This window comes from Methylobacterium sp. Leaf112 (assembly GCF_001423295.1).
GTDB lineage: Bacteria > Pseudomonadota > Alphaproteobacteria > Rhizobiales > Beijerinckiaceae > Methylobacterium.
The window spans coordinates 1-16,912 of sequence record NZ_LMNG01000017.1; the positions used below are offsets into that span (position 1 = coordinate 1).

Below are 16,912 nucleotides of genomic sequence, written 5' to 3' on the forward strand. Positions count from 1 at the left end.
CACCAGCGACGATGGGCGACCCGGGACGAGGCCCGACGCGACCTGTTCGCCTACATCGAAGGCTACGACAATCGACAGCGCATCCACTCGGCACTCGGCTACATCACACCCGAGCAAGCCGAACGGAACGCGAGCTAAACCCCCCGTCCGTGGAACCAGGGGAGGATCAGTTCAGCGGCGCAGCAGTCATCCAGCAAAGTTCGACAGAATGCGCTATAAGCCGCCACAAAATGAGGGCTAAGCTGTGGGCTGACCCAACACGCCAAGCCATATTTTGATTTAAAAACAAATGCTTAGGCAAGATAACTGGCGGAGAGGGGGGGATTCGAACCCCCGATGCCCTTGCAGGCATGCCGCATTTCGAGTGCGGTGCATTCAACCGCTCTGCCACCTCTCCGCGGGGGCCTCGATGAGACGAGCGCGGCTTAGCATGGGTCGTGTGAGAGTCACAAGGCGGGCGGGGGAGAAAAGTCGCGGCGCTCAGGGCGCGGCGCGAAAGGTGTTCATTTGCGCCCGCAGGGTCTCGGCGAAGCGGGTGGCGTCGTGGCGGTCGCGGATGCGGGCGGCGAGGTTGGTGGGTGGGGGCGTTCGGGCGGCGGCCAGGATCGCGGCGGCGAGGGAATCCGGTATCAGGGCGACGAGGCTGTCCATGTCGGCCTCCGTCCCCGCCAGGAGGGCGCGGTGGGCGGGGATGTCGCTCGCCGCGATGGGGAGGCCGCGGGCGAGGGCCTCCACCAGGGCGAGGGGCTGGGCTTCGGCGCGGGAGGGAAAGACCGCGAGACCGATTCCGGCGAACGCCGTCTCGGGCGCCCGCTCGCCCGCGAAGGTCACGGCCGCGTCGAGGTCCAGGGCAGCGATCCGGCGGCGCAGGCCGGCAGCGAAGCCCGCGTCGAGTTCGGGGCCCACGAGGGTCAGATGGGCGTGCGGATGCGCCGTCCGCAGGCGCGCGAGGGCCTCCACGGCGAGATCCTGTCCCTTGCGCGGCACCACGGCGCCGACCACCCCGAGGGTCGACAGGGGATCGCCGTCCGGCCTCGGGAGCCGGGCGAGGGGCGGGAGCGGGTTGGGGATCAGGGCGGAGGGCAGGCCCACGGGCGGGGCGACATGCGGGCTGATGCGGATGCACGCATCCGCCAGCGCGGCGCGCAGGCGCGCCGCGCGGCCGTGTCCCGCATCGGCGTGGAGGTGCCAGAGCACGAAGGGGCGTGGACGCAGGCTCCGGGCAGCGAGGCCGTAGACGTAGAGGGACGGCTCGTCGTGGACGTGGATCACGTCCGGGCGCAGGCGGCGCAGGGCCAGGGTTTCGCGCGCCACGAGACCGGCGAAGCGCGGCAGAACGGCGAGCTTGCGCCATCGGCTCGAGAGCGGTCGGGACGGGAACAGCGCCGGGCTGCGCTCGTCGGCCTCCGCGAGGGGCGCCCGCACGGTGACGGCATGGGCGGGGCGGAGGGCCTCCGCCGCCGCGAGCAGCACCCGCGTGGAGCCACCGCGGGTGTCGTACAGGGTGGGAAGCAGGATCTTCACGGGATCCGGCGCGCCCGAGCCCGCGCGATGGAGCCGGATCGGGCGCGCCGGGCGATCATGCGGCGGTTGTCGAAGGGCCGGTCGAGACGTCGGCCAGGGCCGCCGCCACCTTGCGGGCAAAGGCGACGGGGTCGCGCGGCGTGTCGCCGTCCTGGACCCGGGCGAGGTCGAGGAGGGTGCCGGCGGCGTCCGCGATGTCGGCCTCCGCCGCGACCCGGTCGGCCAGCGACCGGATCAGGGGATGGCGCGGATTGATCTCGAGGACCGGCAGACCGCCGCCGCCGCGCCCGGCCCGGCGCAGGAGCCGCTGCATCTGCAGATCCGGCCCGGCGCCGGAGGCGGAGAGCACCACGGCGCTCTCGACCAGGCGGTCCGTGGCGCGCACCTCGGAGACGTCCGCCGTCAACGCAGCCTTCAACGCCGTCACCAGGGCCTCGACGGAGGCCGGGACCTCGGCGCCGTCTTCATCGCCCGCGAACTTCGCGAGGTCGACAGCGCCCTGCGTGATGGAACGCAGAGGCTTGTCGTCGAACCGACCGAGGGTTTCGGGCCAGAACGCGTCGACGTGGTCGGAGAGCAGCAGCACCTCGATGCCGCGGGCGCGGAAGCCTTCGAGTTGGGGCGAATTCCGCAGGGCGTCGGCATCGTCGGCGACGAGGTAGTAGATCGCCTCCTGGCCGTCCTTCATCCGCGCCACGTAATCGGGGAGCGAGGTCCACCCCTCCACGGCGGAAGAGTGGAAGCGCAGGAGCGGGGCGATCTCGGCCCGGCGCTCATGGTCTTCGTAGATGCCCTCCTTGAGGACGGGGCCGAAGTTCTCCCAGAACGGCGTGTAGCCCTCCGCGTCCTTGGCCCGGTTGGTGAGCTCGGTCAGGACTCGGCTCGTCACCGCGCGGCGGATCTTGGTGAGCACCGGAGTCGCCTGCAGCATCTCGCGGGAGACGTTGAGCGGCAGGTCTTCGGTGTCGACCACGCCCTGGACGAATCGCAGCCAGGAGGGCAGCAGTTCGGCCTCGTCGGTGATGAACATGCGCCGGACGTGCAGGCGCACCTTGCTGGCGCGCTCGTTCTCCACGGCCTGGAACGGCTTCATGCCGGGTACGAACAGCAGCGCCGAGAATTCGAGGGCGCCTTCGGCCCGCCAGTGCAGGGTCGCCCACGGCTCATCGAAGTTCATGCCGACATGGCGGTAGAACGCCGTGTACTGCTCGGGCGTGATCTCGGATTTCGCCTTGCGCCACAGGGCGGTGCCCTGGTTGACCGTCTCCTCCTTGCCGTCCTCCACGAGGGCGATGGGCACGGTGATGTGGTCGGCCCATTTGCGCACGACGTGGTCGAGTCGGTAGCCTTCGAGGTACTCGCCGGCATCCTCCTTGAGGTGGAGCACGATATCGGTACCGGGCTCGGGGCGCGTCGCCGGCTCGAGGGTGTAGCTGCCCTGACCTTCCGAGGCCCAGGTCCAGGCCTCGTCCGATCCGGCACGGCGCGACGTGACGGTGACACGGTCGGCAACCATGAAGGCGGAGTAGAAACCGACGCCGAACTGGCCGATGAGGCTCGGACGGTCCTCCGCCTTGGCGTCCCCGAGGGACTGGCTGAAGGCGCGCGTGCCCGAGCGCGCGATGGTGCCGAGGTTCTGGGCGAGCTCGGCCTTGGTCATGCCGATGCCGGCATCCGACAGGGTCAGGGTGCGGGCGTCCTTGTCGGGGACGATGCGGATCTTGGCGTCGGGCGGCAGGGCGGAGGCCGCATCCGTGAGGGCCTCGAAGCGGCGCCGGTCCATGGCGTCGGCCGAATTCGCCACGAGTTCGCGCAGGAAGATCTCACGGTCGGAATAGAGGGCGTGGACCACGAGGTCCAACAGGCGCCCGACCTCGGCACCGAATTCGTGCCGCTCCACGGTGTCGCTCAAGGGTCCGCCTCCGAATGGTGTGATGGGAAGGGTATACCGGAACGGGCGTCCCCACCGGGACATCCCCGACGGTGCCACTGCGACGGGGCTACCCGAATGCGCGCGATATGCGCGTGGGGGGGCGGAAATTCAATGCCGCACGTGGGTGCGGTGCAACCTTCGCGGCGTTCGAGCGTAGCCAAGCCTTCCCATCCCGACGCCAAGGAGACGCCGCGTGGAACCGATGAAGCCGATGAAACCCATGGAGCCGATGAAGCCCATGGAGCCGATGAAGGGCACCGAGCCTTGGTGGCCGCGGGAGCTCGGCCAACCCGCCAGCAGCGGCGACCAGAACGACATGCGCTACGCGTTCTTCCCCGATGCTCACCGTCTCCTCGTCGAGATCGACGGCCAGAGCACCACCTACGACAGCGGCGATCACCGGATCTCCGGCGTCCAGCAAACCAACGGAACGGCGCCGCGCTTCTCGAGCCAGAACGGCGACGTCGCCCTGAACGACCTGAAGGTCGTCGACTGACACCACGGAGACGGCCCCGCGTCGCCATCGGGTCTATCAGATTTGGGCGGCGACGCGTTGGCCATGATCGCCGAGGCCACGCTTAGCCGCCTGGGCGTTGACGATCCCGAACCGCAGGATTGCCTGTTCGAGATAGTCGATGGCATCGGTGAGGCGTGTCCGCGCGGCTGCCAGCGCCTCAGCGCCATCCTCGGGCCTTGTCTCGGCCAGCCCGACCGCTGCGATGAGAACGCGGTCCCGCTCCTCCTCGATGCGACGGTCGCGCTCCACATGGCCTCGGACATCCGCATCGAAGGCCTCGATCACAGCCCACGGCAAATGTTCGGCGCCGCCCAAACCGGAGAATGCTTTTGCTCGACGGCGGCCCGTAGCCGTAGCGCGTGCGAGTTCTTCCGCGAGCTTGGTGGTCATGTGCATTACCCATCGAGTGCCATGGCCAGTCGCATGCTCGCAGCGCTGGCACCGTTGCGGTGGTTTTAGCACCACCTGGGCATTTTGATATCGAACGGCAGCTGGAAGCGCCTTCGGTAGTGGGACACAGGACGAGCGGGACGAGGTTAGCGAACGACCGTTCGATGATGGCCTGCCGCGAGGCAGGTCGTCATTTTCTACCCGACCCGCCCGACGGTGCTCGGCGAGAAGGTCACCGTTCGTATGAGACGGGCATCGAAACCGGGAGTGCTCGGATGCGATCCGGATGGATGCCGGGCCGTCGCCGGATCGTGCTCTTTCAAAGAAAATCAAGCGTCAGGCGGCGCGCACCGTGGCGAGAAAGTGGGACACCTGGGCGCTGAGATCTTCGGATTGGCGCGACAGTTCCGATGCGGAGGAGAGGACCTGCGCGGCGGCGGCGCCGGTCTCCTCGGCCGCCATCGCGACGCCGGTTACGTTGCGGGTGACCTCCCCGGTTCCGGCGGCGGCTTCGCTGACGTTGCGGGCGATCTCCTGGGTCGCGGCGCCCTGCTGTTCGACGGCCGCCGCGATGGAATTCGCGACGTCGCTGATCTCGCGGATGCGGGTCGTGATCCCCGCGATGGCCGTGACCGCCTGACCCGTCGAAGCCTGGATCCGGCCGATCTGACCGGTGATCTCGTCGGTGGCCCGGGCTGTCTGGTTGGCGAGTTCCTTCACTTCCGAGGCGACCACGGCGAAGCCCCGTCCGGCCTCGCCGGCGCGTGCCGCCTCGATGGTGGCATTGAGCGCCAGGAGGTTGGTCTGGCCCGCGATGGTCGAGATCAGCGCGACCACATCGCCGATGCGGGCCGCCGTCTCGCTGAGGTCGCGCACCAGGGCAGCGGTCTCGCTCGCTTCGGACACGGCGAGGCGCGACAGCTTCGCCGACCCGTGGACCTGCCGGCCGATCTCCGCGACGGAGGAGCCGAGCTCCTCGGCGGCCGCGGCGACGGTCGTGACGTTCCTGGCCGCTTCGTCCGATGCCGCGGCCACGCCCGTCGATCGTTCCGCGGTCTCGGAGGCCGTGGCAGAGAGACTGCCAGCCGTCGCCTGGAGTTCGGTCGCCGCAGCGCTCACCTGCGCGACGATGCCGCCCACCGCCGCCTCGAACCGATCGGCGAGGCCGAGGGTCGCCGACCGGCGCTGGGCTTCGGCGTCCAGGCGGGCGAGGCGGGATTCCTCCTCAAGGACACGGGTCGCGATGATGTTGTCCTTGAACACCTGGACGGCGCTCGCCATCGCGCCGATCTCGTCGCCCCGACCGGCGCCCGGAACGGTGATCCCGGTGTCGCCGTCAGCGAGGCGGCCCATGGTCTCCGTCATCCGGCGCAGGGGCCGACTCACGCCGAGGGCGAGACCGGCGGCGGCGCCACCGGCGATCACCAAGGCGACGCCGACGAGGATCAGGGTGGTGAGGAGTGCCGTGTCGTAGGTGTCCTGCGCATGGGCGCCGCTCACGCTCGCCTCGCGCTCCTCGAGTTCGGCCATCTTCTGCAGGGGGCCGAGCACCAGATTCACCCCCGTCGACATGTCGGTGTTGTAGATGCGTTGCGCCGTGGCGGTCTCTCCGGCCTTCACGTGCGCGATGACGGAGGCCTGCAACGCCTTGTAGGCGACCCAACTCGTCCGGAAGGCCGCCGTCAGGGCTTCGGCCTCCGGTGATTTCGACCGCGCTTCGAATGCGGTTTGGAGGGTGGTCATTTCGGCCTCGCGCTTGGTCAGGGTCGCGAGGATCTCCGCGCGCAGCTCGGGCGTATCGGCGGTGATCACCCGGGCTCCGTTGGTACGGGTCCGCAGGACCAGGACCTGGATCTTGCCGAGGAGTTGGATGTTCGGCAGGCGCTCGTCGCGCATCTCGCGTGCGACGGTGTTCACGGCGTGCAACTGCAGGAGTGCCGAGCCTCCGATTCCCGCAACGAGCAGAAATACGAGGCCGAAGCTCAGGAACAGCTTCGTCCGGATAGACAATGTGCCGAGGAACATGATGCACGAGCCATACTGATGGTGGACCGACAAACGATGCCTGCAGAACGTTAAATAAGTTCTCCACTTGTTGAGACGAATGTCTTACAAGAAAAATTCAGCAATCATTTCCGTCGATCCAATAATCGGCATCAATACGTGATCGAATTACCGCACTCAAATAACTAAGGACGCAGAAATCCTTGTTAGTTTGGAATTTTCGAAGATTTACAACCTGGATGATTGGGCGAGAGTCTATTTCTCACCCAATTTCCTGGAATGACGTCGGCGAACACCATCTCGATGATTTCGAGTGGCTTTTACAACGGCGAGTTGATCGGCGAACTCCCGTTCGAAAATCCGGTGCCTGCCGCCACGCCGCGATCGCGACGCGCGAGAGGGGCGGCCCGACGGGACGCCCCCCGCTCCGATGTCCTTACCCGCGCCCCAACGCCGCCGAGATGAGCCGCAATCCATCGGCGCTGTCCCATTCGGCCGGCCCTTTCATCACCCCGAGGGTGCAACCGGCGCCATCGATCAGAAGGGTCGTCGGCAGGCCGAGGGACCCGGTGGCCTTCTGGATCGCCGGCAGGACGCGCCCGCCCGGATCGGCGTAGTAGGTGAGTTCGGCGATGCCGTTCTGGGTCAGCCAGGCCGGCGGTGCGTCGAGGTTGCGTGTGTCGATGTTGATGGCCACCACGGAGAAATCGGCGCCGCCGAGTTGCGCCTGAAGCCGGTCGAGGGCCGGCATCTCGGCCTTGCACGGCGCGCACCAGGTCGCCCACAGGTTGACGAGCCGGAGGCCCTTGATCCCCTCCAGGGTGGCCTCGGTGCCGTTCGGTCCCTTGAACGCCAGGGCGGGTGCGGCGACCGGCTTCTGTGAGACCTGCAGGGCGGCCACCTGGCCGCGCGCCAGCGGCGCGATCCGGCTAGCCGCCTCGGCGGAACCTGCACAGGGCGCGGCGGAGTTGCCGCCGGTCGAGCCCGTCCCGTATACGGCAAGCCCCGCGCCGAGCGCGGCGACGAGGATGGCTCCGGCGGCCAGTGTGAAGCGGGCGCCGGGCATCATCGTTGCGTCTCGGGCTTGGCAGGCGGGGCGACTGGAAGGATCAGGGACAGCATGAGCAACCGGATGTGGGGCGGGCGCTTCGCGAGCGGCCCCGCCGAGATCATGGAGGAGATCAACGCCTCCATCGGGTTCGACAAGCGCCTCGCGCCCCAGGACATCCGCGGCTCCCTGGCGCACGTAGCGATGCTGGGGCAGGCCGGCATCCTGCCTGCCGCCGATGTGGCGGCGATTCAAGACGGTCTCAAGGCCGTGCGCGATGAAATCGAAGCCGGCGGCTTCGTGTTCAAGCGCGAACTCGAGGACATCCACATGTCCATCGAGAGCCGGCTGACCGAGATCGTCGGCCCGGCGGCCGGGCGGCTGCACACGGCGCGCTCACGTAACGATCAGGTGGCCACCGACATGAAGCTGTGGGTGCGCGACACCCTCGACGGCCTCGACATCCAGGCCGCCGGCCTCCAGCGGGCGCTGGCCGAAAAGGCGCTAGCCCATGCCGGTACGGTGATGCCGGGCTTTACCCACCTGCAATCGGCCCAGCCGGTCACTTTCGGCCACCATTGCCTCGCCTATGTCGAGATGCTGGCGCGCGACCGCGGCCGGTTCCGTGATGCCCGTGCCCGTCTCAACGAGTGTCCTCTGGGTGCCGCCGCGCTCGCCGGTACGTCCTTCCCCATCGACCGGCACGCCACCGCCGCGGCCCTGGGTTTCGACCGGCCGACGGCGAACTCCCTCGATTCCGTGGCCGACCGCGACTTCGCCCTCGAATCCCTCGCCGCTGCTTCGATCTGCGCCGTGCATCTCTCGCGCTTTGCCGAGGAACTCGTCGTGTGGACCTCGGCACAGTTCGATTTCGTGCGCCTGTCGGACGGTTATACCACCGGCTCGTCGATCATGCCGCAGAAGCGCAACCCGGACGCGGCCGAACTGGTCCGGGCCAAATCCGGACGCGTCATCGGCGCCCTCACGGGCCTTCTCGTCGTGATGAAGGGCCTGCCGCTCGCCTATTCCAAGGACATGCAGGAAGACAAGGAGGGTACGTTCGACGCCCTCCAGGCCCTGTCCCTGTGTCTTGCCGCCATGACCGGCATGGTGCGCGACTTGGAGCCCAACGCCCCCGTTCTCGCGCGCGCCGCCGGCTCCGGCTACGCCACGGCCACGGACCTCGCCGATTGGCTCGTGCGGGAACTCGGCTTGCCGTTCCGTGAGGCCCACCACGTCACCGGTCGCCTCGTCGGGACTGCCTCCGCTCGGAGCGTCGGCCTCGAGGAGCTGACCCTCGACGAGATGCAGGCGGCCGAGCCGCGGATCACCGACGCGGTCTATGCGGTCCTGGGCGTGGAGAACTCGGTGTCGAGCCGCACGAGCTACGGCGGGACGGCCCCGGACAATGTGCGGGCCCAGGCCACGCGCTGGCTCGAACAACTCGGGAAAGACGCCTGAGAACCCGGCCCGCACGAAAAAAGCTGGGCGGTGACGCGTGGCGTTCACGGCCCAGCTATGTGATCCTGCCTAGATCAGGCCCGAGCCCTTCGGAGATCGCGCGCATGCCCGTCGAGAGTTGGATTACGCCGGACGACACCCCCGTTTTCGCGGCGCAGGCCACGGACCGCATCGACGTCGCCCTGGCTCGCCTCGGCGAGGCCGAGCGTGCCGCGTTCTGGGCCTCCGTTCGCAAATGCTACAACACGCCGTATAACGATCCGAAGCCGCGCCCCCTACCGACGGTGCAGATCACCGTTCCGGTGCCGTCGCCGCCTCCGGTCCAGTCCATCGCTCAGGCGCAGACCATCCCCCTCGAACGGCCGATGCCAGGCCGCGACGTTCCGATGGCCGCGATGCCGGTCCCCAGCTTTGCCATCGAGGCCCACGCGTCCTGAGGGCCGACCCTGGACCCAAACAACATCGATGCGAAGGCAGAGCGCCGGAGCATCGCACCGGTCGAGCAGTCCGGTCCGATGCCCGCGCGTCCCACAAGGTTTCCCCATGCACCTCGACGTCCGCCGCTGCCTCATCCTCGGGCTCTCGACGGCCCTCCTGTGCGGGCCGACCGCCCTGACCGGCGCCGGATCGCCCCTCGGCGCTGGCGTCGCCGAGGCGCAGGAGGCGGCCCCCGAGGAAGCCGAATCCCCACGCAAGCGCCGCCGTACGCGCGACGCGAAGGGCACGGCCAAGCCCGTGTCGGCGCCGGGGATGCAGCAGGCGACCCCCGTGGCGATCTTCGGTGATTGGAACGTCTTCGCCAGCGGGCAGGGCAGGACGCGGGTCTGCTACGCCATCGCCCAGCCGACGACGCGCTCGCCCAAAACCCTCAAGCGGGACACGGCCTACCTGTTCGTCACCGTTCGCAAGGCCGAGAACATCCAGAACGAGGTCGCGGTGATGCTGGGCTTCCCGGCCAAGCCCGCCGGAAGTCAGGCAGGTGGCGCCGCCAAACCCGGCGCGGCCGCGACGGACCCGGCGATCCACCTCGGCGCCACGCGCTACGGCCTCGTGACCAAGGACAACAACGCCTGGCTGCAGAACCAGGCCGAGGAAGCGCGCGTCGTCACCGAGATGGCCCGCACGGCCAAGCTTCAGGTCAGAACCACGTCCCTCAAGGGAAATCCGACGAGCGACGAATACGCTCTGGCAGGCTTCAACGAAGCCATGAAGCGCACCCGCGACGAGTGCAAGTGAACGGGCACTTGTGAACAGGCGCTACTGAGCACGCGAACTTCGACGCGGGAAAGCCGCGCCTCCGAAAGGGCACGGCGTTCCGTTTCGATCGCGTGCGGGCGTCTCAGACGGCGCGTATGCGTCTGTCCTGCACCGGGCGGCCCCGTGCACCCGACCGGGCCCGGAACCGCTCGCGCGCGGCGCGTGCCGCCTGCTCGACGCTGCCGAACACCGTCCCGTCGAGGGGGTCGAAATCGCGCTGCGAGGAGAAGAATCGCACGCCGCCATTCTCAGGTACGGCGATGCCGGCCGTCACCTCTCCGATCTCGATGACTCGCGTCGGCGCGGGCACTTGCGCGGCGCGGAGCGACCGATCGACGTGCAGTTCGTTGCGAGCCCGGATGGCCTGCAGCTCGGTGAGCGGCGGAACGGCGGGACGGCGATTCAGGGCGTGGGCGGTGGTTTCAGCGTGATGATACGACATGGGATCGGAAATTCCTGATGCCGGCGCGCGGCCGGACTTCGCATTGCAGGACGGTCCATCGTGTGGTCAGCGTCGACAGCAATCGCGGGTGTTCAGGTAAGACCGAGGCAGGAATACAGTCAGCACGGCAAGTCATCCTCATCGAGCAAGGACCACGAGGCGCGGGCGCATCGCAGTGCTTTAGCGTTTGGTGACGCGGCGCAAGCTACACACTTCAAATCACCGCGGTGCAGGGGCGGTGAAATCCGCCGCCGAACACCCCAAAGATGCTGTGCGGCGGCCTATTCGTCAACGGATCGATCTTTCGAATGCATGGTCCAACGTGGCAGGATGCGCCTCCAACGGGGTCCCGCACGATGGCTTCCTTCGGTTGGGCGTCAGGCGGTGGCAACCACCTCCGCAAACGCCGAAAAATCGGTGAACACCCGCGCGGCACCGGCGGCGATGAGATCGGCGCCCGTGCGGTCGTGGGCCCAGTGGCCGCCGCCGACGAAGCCAACGACACGCATGCCCGCCGCCCGGGCCGCCTGGACGCCCGGCACGCTGTCCTCGACGACGAGGCAGGCGCCCGGCCGGATGCCCATGGCGGCGGCGGCATGGAGGAACAGGTCCGGCGCCGGCTTGCCGCGCGCCACCATCGTGGAGGAGTAGACCCGGTCCCCGAACAGGGGCAGCAGGCCCGTCAGTCCAAGGGTATGAGACAGGCGGACCGGATCGCTGCTGGACGCGACGCAGTGCGGCAGGGAAAGGCCCGAAATGGCCAGCGCTACGCCGGGCATCGCCGTGAGGCCTTCGTCGAAGGCCCGCAGGGTGTCGGCCTTGACCACATCCACGAAGTCGTCCGGCACGGTGACGGGGTAATCGCGCACGATATGCGCCATGATCGAGACCATCGACGTACCGGCGAAGCGCACGCGGACGGTGTCGACGTCGATGGGCACACCGATGCGGTTGAGTCCGAAGGTGAGGCGAGCGAGGCTGATCGGCTCGCTGTCCACCAGCACACCGTCGCAATCGAAGATCACGAGCGCGAGGGTGGCATGCGGATCGGTCCGAGCGAGTTCGGTCGAAGTCTGTTGAATCAAGGCGGGTCCCCCGGGCGGCGGCGCTGGTTTCGCACGTGCGAGACAGGCACGGCAATGCGGCTCTCGCCGCCCGGATCGCCGGGACCTTGCACGGGAAGTCGGGCGCTCGTACTCAGGCAGCGGCCGGCGCGACGCCGGCGGGTGTGACCGGGTGCGATGCTTCGTTTCCTCAGCCGCTTCCTCGGCCTCGTTCTCCTCGCAGGGGGGTTCGTCGGCCTCGTCTATGACGGTGCCCGGTCCATCGCCAACAACGGCGTGCGGATGACGAGCCTGAGTGATCTGCTGTTCACATTGTTCAAGGATCGGGCGAGCGCGCTCCAGGGGGCAGTCGAGGGGGTAGCCCCCTGGCTCTGGCAGATCCTGGTACTTCCCCTCACCCTGGCCCCGGCCGCTCTCCTCGGTCTGGGGTTCGGAGCGGTCCTGCTCTGGCTCGGCCAGCCCGGCCGCGAACCCATTGGTTTCCTCAGCCGGTCTTGAGGCGAAGATCGATCTTCGGCATTCGCGCTCGGACGAGCCCCTTAATCCCCCAAGCTACGTGCCGTCGCGCACGCCGCAGACGGCCCAACGTTTGCGCGCGATGGGGCGGGCCTTATGATCGTGCGTTCGCTCGCGGGTGGATCGCCGCGCGCGGGATCGCCGTGCGTCACATCCTACGGATCTAGGGTCATCTCGATGTTCCGCCTCCTCGTTGCCGCCCTCGCCCTGCCGCTGCTGGCGGCCGCCGCCGTCGCCCAGGCGCCAGCCGCGCCGGGTGGCCGCACGGTGACAGCCACCGGCGTCACCAAGCCGCCGGGCCGGGCCGGCAACGCACCGTTCACCCGTGCCAACACCGAGGCCGATATGGCCAAGGCGCAGCGCGCAGCCGCGACGCGCGACAAGGCATGGGATTCGAAGATGCGCACCACCATGGGGTCCATCTGCAAGGGCTGCTGACGGCGCAGGCGACACGGGATGATCCGATTCACAGGCGTCTCGAAGCGTTTTGCGGATGCCGCCCGCCCCGCCGTCGACGCCATCCACCTGACGATTCCGGAGGGCGAGACCTGCGCGCTCATCGGCCCGTCGGGCTGCGGTAAGTCGACGACCCTGCGGATGGTGAACCGGCTGGTCGAGCCGGATGCGGGCACCATCCACCTCGCGGGTGAGGCTCTCTCCGGCATCGAGCCGATCCGCCTGCGCCGCCGCATCGGCTACGTGCTCCAGGGCGTCGGATTGTTCCCGCATTGGACCGTGGCCCGCAACATCGCGACCGTGCCCGAGCTTCTCGGCTGGTCGAAAACTCGCACCGCCGCGCGTATCGACGCGATGCTTGACCTCGTCGGCCTCGATCCCGACGAATTCCGGGGCCGCCGGCCGGACGCACTCTCGGGCGGGCAGCGTCAACGCGTCGGCGTCGCCCGGGCCCTGGCCGCCGATCCGCCGGTCCTGCTCATGGACGAACCCTTCGGCGCCGTCGATCCCGTGGCGCGCGGTCGCCTCCAGACCGAGATCGGCGCGATACTGAAGCGCCTGAACAAGACCGTGATCCTGGTGACGCACGACCTCGACGAGGCCGTTCGAATGGGAGACCGGATCGTCCTCATGCGGGATGGCCGCATCGTCCAGGCCGATACGCCCGATCGTCTGCTCGCACGACCAGCCGACGGGTTCGTGGCGGACTTCGTCGGGCCTGACCGGGCCCTCCGGCGTCTCGCCGGCCTCGACGTCGGTGATCTCGCCCGGCTTGGATCCAGCGAGGACGGGCCGGTCATCGCGTACGATGCTCCCGTGCGCGATGCTCTTTCGCTCATGCTGGAAACGGGTGCCGATCACGTCCGCGTGGCGGGGCTGGACGAGCCGTCGAGCCTCAGTCTCGCGGCCATCCGCGCCGCCTCGGCGCCCGCCGGTTAACCCGGCGGGCTTCGCGCGGCCTCAGGTGCCCGGCGTCAGCTTCAGGATCTTGCCACCGGCACCATCGGTGACGGCATACACCGCACCGTCGGGCCCGACCTTCACGTCGCGGATGCGTTCACCCAGGGGAATGCGCTCCTCGGTGACCACCTTGTCGCCGTCGAGCTTGATCGCCACGAGGCCACCGCTGGAGAGGCCACCGATGAGGAAGGCATCCTTCCAGGCCGGGAACTTGTCGCCGGTGTAGAGCGCCATGCCGGAGGGGCCGATCACCGGGTCCCAGTAATAGACCGGTTGGGCGGTGCCGCCCGCCTGGGTCTTGCCCTCACCGATCTTCTCGCCGGAATACTCGATGCCGTAAGTCACCTCGGGCCAGCCGTAATTCACGCCGGGTCGCGGCCGGTTGAGTTCATCGCCGCCGCGCGGACCGTGCTCGACGGTCCAGAGCCGCCCCTGCGGGTCGAGGGCGGCGGACTGGACATTGCGATGCCCGTAGGACCAGATCTCGGGTTTGGCCTTCTCGCCGCCCGTGAACGGGTTGTCCTTGGCGGCATTGCCGTCGGTGTCGATACGGAAGACCTTGCCGAGGCCGCTTGTGAGATCCTGGGCCTGGACCCGCGGGCCCTTGTCGGAGCGCTCGCCCACGGTGACGAACAGCTTGCCGTCCGGTGCGAAGACGAGACGCGAGCCGAAGTGCTTGTCGCCGTCGTAGGTGGGCATCTGACGGAAGATCACCTTCACCTCGTCGAGGCGAGCGACGCCCTTGTCCTCGATGAGCTTGGCGCGAGCCACCGTCGTGCCGTTCCCCTTCTCCCGCGGTTCGGCATAGCTGAAATAGATCAACCGATCGGCGACGAAGCTCGGGCTCAGCGCGACATCGAGAAGACCGCCCTGGCCCTTCGCATCGACCTTCGGCACGCCGGGGATCGGTGCACCGGGCGTGCCGTCCTTCGAGAGGATCCGCAGGGTGCCGCCCTTCTCGGTGACCAGCATGCGGCCGTCGGGCAGGAACTCGAGGGCCCACGGACTGTCGAGGCCCTTGGCCACCGTTTCCGTCTTGACCTTGGTGGCCTCGGCGGGCTTCGGCGCCCGGGTCTGGTTCGGCAGAAGCGGCTTATAGGTCGTGTTGGGTGCCTCGGTCTCGGCGGGCGTCGTGCCGGCGGCGTCGGAGGTCGGCGCAGTGAAGGCCTCGCCCTCGACCCGTGGCTGCCGAGGTGCGGTACCGCCCGCCTCCTGTGCGATGGCGCCCAAGGGGGGACCGGCGAGGGCGAGGGTCGCGAGCAGGGTCTGGGAGATGCGCTTCACGTCGGATTGTCCTCCATGGCGGCGAGATGCCGTGTCCGGTCCTATCGCAATCGGGTCTTGTCGTGGCCTGACTTTGCCGAGACTGGATCCTACCATGTCCAGCCGCCCCACGAACGGGGCAGCCGAACGCCCCCGTCCGGCTGCCGAAGCGCGCACGGGTAGAGAGCACATGGGGCCAGAGGGGCAGTTTGGCGAGTCCCGCCGGGTGACGGAGCGCGGCCTTTCGCGAGGGTGCGTCGCCCGGAGCCTGCCGTGAGTGGCAAACGAGCCCACGCCTCCGACATTGTTCGGGGGCAGGGATTCGGGGAGGCAGGGATTCGGGGAGGCGGGGGTTCGAGGAGGCAAGGTTCGGTGAAGGCGAGCGCTCGGGTCGGTGGACAACGCATGAGGCGGCCGGTGTGCTGCCCTGCGGACGGCGCGCACCGCCTTGACCGCCCGACCCAGCATTGCCAAGTCTCGTGACGAAGCGCCGCCGACGATGCGGCGCACCCGCCCGACCCGGACGGGACGCGCTCCGGCGCGAAGGCATGCGAAAGGGACGAAGATGGCGACGGTGAAAGTGACCGACGCGAGTTTCGAGCAGGACGTTCTCAAGTCCGTCGAGCCCGTAGTGGTGGATTTCTGGGCGGAGTGGTGCGGTCCCTGCCGGCAGATCGGCCCGGCCCTCGAGGAGATCGCCACCGATCTCCAGGGGCGGGTGAAGATCGCCAAGGTGAATGTCGACGAGAACCCCGGCATCGCGGCGCAGTACGGCATCCGTTCGATCCCGACGCTGCTGATCTTCAAGAATGGCGAACTCGCCAGCCAGAAAGTCGGCGCGGCGCCGAAGGGCGATCTCTCGCGCTGGATTCAGGCGAGCGCTTAAGCGCGCCGTCGACCATTGGAAACCGAAAGCCCGGCGCTCGCGCGCCGGGCTTTTTTGTCCGTCGTCTCGGCCCCGAACAGAGAAGGCCCAGCCTTGCGGCCGGGCCTCCCACGTTCCGGATACCGGAAGTTCTACGGCCTAGTACGAGCCGAACTTGTAGTTCAGGCCGGCGCGGACGACGGCGAACTCGGTGTCGCGGCCACGCGTTCCGCCGGTAGCGGTAGCGTAGGGGGTGCCGGTGCGGAACTGCAGGCCGGTGCTGTTGGACACGGCGAACACGTTGCTGGCGGCGGTGCGATCGAGGTTCACGTACAGACCTTCGACCTTCAGCGTCACGGCGGACGAGCGGAAGAAGTTCAGGAAGGAGTCGGTCGGGAGAGCGTACTCGATACCACCGCCGGCAGCGTAGCCGGTGCGGAAATCGTCGTTGCCACGGAAGCCGCCGAACGAACGCTCGGCGCTGCCGGCGCCGTAGGCGAAGCCGCCGGTGCCGTAGAACAGGACGCGGTCGAAGGCGTAACCGATACGGCCGCGCACGGTGCCGAAGTAGTCGAGGCTGGAGATTCCGTTCGGGTTGACGAACGTCAGATCCGGGTTCGGGGTGCCGACGAAACCGGCGACGCGGTTGCGGTCACGACCGAAGTCGACGTACTGGGCGTCGGCCTCGACACCGATCACGAAGCCGGAGCCCGGCGTGAACTGGTAGTTGTAGCCGATCTGGCCACCGCCCGTGAAGCCTTCCTGCGAGCGGCTGTTGTTGTAGATCACAGCGCCGTTGCCGCCGACCAGGCCGGGAGCGCGGAAGATGCCCGAAGCGCCCGTGGCGACGACGGCCGGGGTGGCGACGTCGTTACCGGCGTCGAAGCCGTAACCGGCGTTGAAACCGGCGTAGAAGCCGGTCCAGGTGAACACCGGCACCGGCACGAACACCGGCGGAGCGGCGCGGCGCGGAAGGTCGGCGGCCGTGGCGGCAGCCGTGAGAGCCGTGAAGGCTGCGAAAGACGTCAGAAGCTTTTTCATTTTTTATGATCCCCAGCGAGTTGCCCGATCGAAGGGCAAGCTAACCGACTTTCCACAGCCAAGATGTAGCGTTGGAGCCACACTGGCGGGGCCGATAGCGGCCAGGCCGGTGAGGGACAGAGCATCCTGGCGGGCGCCGCGAGATCCCGGTCCCGACCGGTTTCCCCCTCG

The 16,912-nt window shown here is 68.4% G+C and carries 18 protein-coding genes and 1 tRNA gene; 9 read left to right on the plus strand and 10 right to left on the minus strand.

Going from position 1 to position 16,912, the window contains the following annotated elements; translation table 11 throughout:
• On the plus strand, nucleotides 1-138 hold a 138-nt coding region (locus ASF52_RS22535; protein ID WP_156630032.1), incomplete at its 5' end, for an IS3 family transposase.
• A gap of 169 nt (nucleotides 139-307) precedes the next feature.
• Here ASF52_RS22535 and ASF52_RS09575 read toward each other — a convergent pair.
• The 3 genes from ASF52_RS09575 to htpG all read right to left on the minus strand — a co-directional run bounded on the left by ASF52_RS09575 (nucleotide 308) and on the right by htpG (nucleotide 3,436).
• Nucleotides 308-397, minus strand: a tRNA-Ser gene (locus ASF52_RS09575).
• Between the two features lie 83 nt (nucleotides 398-480).
• Nucleotides 481-1,524, minus strand: a complete 1,044-nt coding sequence (locus tag ASF52_RS09580; RefSeq protein ID WP_056171233.1) for a glycosyltransferase family 4 protein — start codon at nucleotides 1,522-1,524, stop codon at nucleotides 481-483.
• A gap of 55 nt (nucleotides 1,525-1,579) precedes the next feature.
• Nucleotides 1,580-3,436 carry a molecular chaperone HtpG gene (gene htpG, locus ASF52_RS09585; RefSeq protein WP_056171235.1) on the minus strand — a complete coding sequence of 619 codons (1,857 nt, stop codon included), beginning with the start codon at nucleotides 3,434-3,436 and terminating at the stop codon, nucleotides 1,580-1,582.
• Between the two features lie 223 nt (nucleotides 3,437-3,659).
• On the opposite strand from htpG, the gene ASF52_RS09590 reads away from it, so the two are divergent.
• Nucleotides 3,660-3,953 (plus strand): hypothetical protein, encoded by a 294-nt coding sequence (locus ASF52_RS09590; RefSeq protein ID WP_056171237.1) that lies wholly within the window; start codon nucleotides 3,660-3,662, stop codon nucleotides 3,951-3,953.
• A 36-nt stretch (nucleotides 3,954-3,989) separates the two neighbouring features.
• On the opposite strand, the gene ASF52_RS09595 is transcribed toward ASF52_RS09590, so the two are convergent.
• From ASF52_RS09595 to tlpA, 3 genes are all read right to left on the minus strand, one after another.
• The gene (locus ASF52_RS09595; protein WP_056171285.1) at nucleotides 3,990-4,364 is read right to left on the minus strand and encodes a hypothetical protein; all 375 of its coding nucleotides are present in this window, start codon (nucleotides 4,362-4,364) and stop codon (nucleotides 3,990-3,992) included.
• A 336-nt stretch (nucleotides 4,365-4,700) separates the two neighbouring features.
• On the minus strand, nucleotides 4,701-6,389 hold the full coding sequence (locus ASF52_RS09600) for a methyl-accepting chemotaxis protein (RefSeq protein WP_056171287.1): 1,689 nt from the start codon (nucleotides 6,387-6,389) through the stop codon (nucleotides 4,701-4,703).
• A gap of 415 nt (nucleotides 6,390-6,804) precedes the next feature.
• Nucleotides 6,805-7,434, minus strand: a complete 630-nt coding sequence (gene tlpA, locus ASF52_RS09605; RefSeq protein ID WP_056171289.1) for a thiol:disulfide interchange protein TlpA — start codon at nucleotides 7,432-7,434, stop codon at nucleotides 6,805-6,807.
• Nucleotides 7,435-7,488: 54 nt separating this feature from the next.
• On the opposite strand from tlpA, the gene argH reads away from it, so the two are divergent.
• The 3 genes from argH (at nucleotide 7,489) to ASF52_RS09620 (ending at nucleotide 10,113) form a co-directional block, all read left to right on the plus strand.
• On the plus strand, nucleotides 7,489-8,877 hold the full coding sequence (gene argH / locus ASF52_RS09610) for an argininosuccinate lyase (RefSeq protein ID WP_056171239.1): 1,389 nt from the start codon (nucleotides 7,489-7,491) through the stop codon (nucleotides 8,875-8,877).
• 104 nt (nucleotides 8,878-8,981) lie between these two features.
• On the plus strand, nucleotides 8,982-9,314 hold the full coding sequence (locus tag ASF52_RS09615; RefSeq protein ID WP_056171241.1) for a hypothetical protein: 333 nt from the start codon (nucleotides 8,982-8,984) through the stop codon (nucleotides 9,312-9,314).
• 106 nt (nucleotides 9,315-9,420) lie between these two features.
• Nucleotides 9,421-10,113: a hypothetical protein gene (locus tag ASF52_RS09620; RefSeq protein WP_056171244.1), complete on the plus strand. Its 693-nt coding sequence runs from the start codon at nucleotides 9,421-9,423 to the stop codon at nucleotides 10,111-10,113.
• 103 nt (nucleotides 10,114-10,216) lie between these two features.
• Here ASF52_RS09620 and ASF52_RS09625 read toward each other — a convergent pair whose 3' ends face one another.
• Together ASF52_RS09625 and ASF52_RS09630 are read right to left on the minus strand one after the other, a co-directional pair.
• Nucleotides 10,217-10,495, minus strand: a complete 279-nt coding sequence (locus tag ASF52_RS09625) for a hypothetical protein (RefSeq protein WP_056171291.1) — start codon at nucleotides 10,493-10,495, stop codon at nucleotides 10,217-10,219.
• A 458-nt stretch (nucleotides 10,496-10,953) separates the two neighbouring features.
• Nucleotides 10,954-11,661, minus strand: a complete 708-nt coding sequence (locus ASF52_RS09630; RefSeq protein ID WP_244473764.1) for an HAD family hydrolase — start codon at nucleotides 11,659-11,661, stop codon at nucleotides 10,954-10,956.
• 156 nt (nucleotides 11,662-11,817) lie between these two features.
• Here ASF52_RS09630 and ASF52_RS09635 point away from each other — a divergent pair, with 156 nt between their 5' ends.
• From ASF52_RS09635 to ASF52_RS09645, 3 genes are all read left to right on the plus strand, one after another.
• Nucleotides 11,818-12,138, plus strand: a complete 321-nt coding sequence (locus ASF52_RS09635; RefSeq protein WP_056171245.1) for a hypothetical protein — start codon at nucleotides 11,818-11,820, stop codon at nucleotides 12,136-12,138.
• 195 nt (nucleotides 12,139-12,333) lie between these two features.
• Nucleotides 12,334-12,594 carry a hypothetical protein gene (locus ASF52_RS09640; RefSeq protein WP_056171246.1) on the plus strand — a complete coding sequence of 87 codons (261 nt, stop codon included), beginning with the start codon at nucleotides 12,334-12,336 and terminating at the stop codon, nucleotides 12,592-12,594.
• Between the two features lie 18 nt (nucleotides 12,595-12,612).
• A complete protein-coding gene (locus ASF52_RS09645) occupies nucleotides 12,613-13,551 on the plus strand; it encodes an ABC transporter ATP-binding protein (protein ID WP_056171248.1) in 939 nt (312 codons plus the stop codon).
• A gap of 21 nt (nucleotides 13,552-13,572) precedes the next feature.
• Here the strand turns inward: ASF52_RS09645 and ASF52_RS09650 are convergent, their stop codons facing one another.
• Nucleotides 13,573-14,856 carry a PQQ-dependent sugar dehydrogenase gene (locus tag ASF52_RS09650; protein ID WP_056171250.1) on the minus strand — a complete coding sequence of 428 codons (1,284 nt, stop codon included), beginning with the start codon at nucleotides 14,854-14,856 and terminating at the stop codon, nucleotides 13,573-13,575.
• Between the two features lie 544 nt (nucleotides 14,857-15,400).
• On the opposite strand from ASF52_RS09650, the gene trxA reads away from it, so the two are divergent.
• On the plus strand, nucleotides 15,401-15,721 hold the full coding sequence (gene trxA, locus ASF52_RS09655; protein ID WP_056088302.1) for a thioredoxin: 321 nt from the start codon (nucleotides 15,401-15,403) through the stop codon (nucleotides 15,719-15,721).
• A gap of 138 nt (nucleotides 15,722-15,859) precedes the next feature.
• On the opposite strand, the gene ASF52_RS09660 is transcribed toward trxA, so the two are convergent.
• Complete coding sequence (locus ASF52_RS09660) at nucleotides 15,860-16,741, minus strand: outer membrane protein (protein WP_056171252.1); 882 nt, start codon at nucleotides 16,739-16,741, stop codon at nucleotides 15,860-15,862.
• Nucleotides 16,742-16,912 lie beyond the last annotated feature (171 nt).

Coding starts and splice junctions, on each gene's coding strand:
- ASF52_RS09615 (WP_056171241.1), top strand. CDS start 8,982: ATGCCCGTCGAGAGTTGGATTACGCCGGACGACACCCCCGTTTTCGCG.
- ASF52_RS09595 (WP_056171285.1), bottom strand. CDS start 4,364: ATGACCACCAAGCTCGCGGAAGAACTCGCACGCGCTACGGCTACGGGC.
- ASF52_RS09590 (WP_056171237.1), top strand. CDS start 3,660: ATGAAGCCGATGAAACCCATGGAGCCGATGAAGCCCATGGAGCCGATG.
- ASF52_RS09640 (WP_056171246.1), top strand. CDS start 12,334: ATGTTCCGCCTCCTCGTTGCCGCCCTCGCCCTGCCGCTGCTGGCGGCC.
- ASF52_RS09600 (WP_056171287.1), bottom strand. CDS start 6,389: ATGTTCCTCGGCACATTGTCTATCCGGACGAAGCTGTTCCTGAGCTTC.
- ASF52_RS09645 (WP_056171248.1), top strand. CDS start 12,613: ATGATCCGATTCACAGGCGTCTCGAAGCGTTTTGCGGATGCCGCCCGC.
- ASF52_RS09660 (WP_056171252.1), bottom strand. CDS start 16,741: ATGAAAAAGCTTCTGACGTCTTTCGCAGCCTTCACGGCTCTCACGGCT.
- ASF52_RS09635 (WP_056171245.1), top strand. CDS start 11,818: ATGCTTCGTTTCCTCAGCCGCTTCCTCGGCCTCGTTCTCCTCGCAGGG.
- trxA (WP_056088302.1), top strand. CDS start 15,401: ATGGCGACGGTGAAAGTGACCGACGCGAGTTTCGAGCAGGACGTTCTC.
- ASF52_RS09620 (WP_056171244.1), top strand. CDS start 9,421: ATGCACCTCGACGTCCGCCGCTGCCTCATCCTCGGGCTCTCGACGGCC.
- tlpA (WP_056171289.1), bottom strand. CDS start 7,434: ATGCCCGGCGCCCGCTTCACACTGGCCGCCGGAGCCATCCTCGTCGCC.
- argH (WP_056171239.1), top strand. CDS start 7,489: ATGAGCAACCGGATGTGGGGCGGGCGCTTCGCGAGCGGCCCCGCCGAG.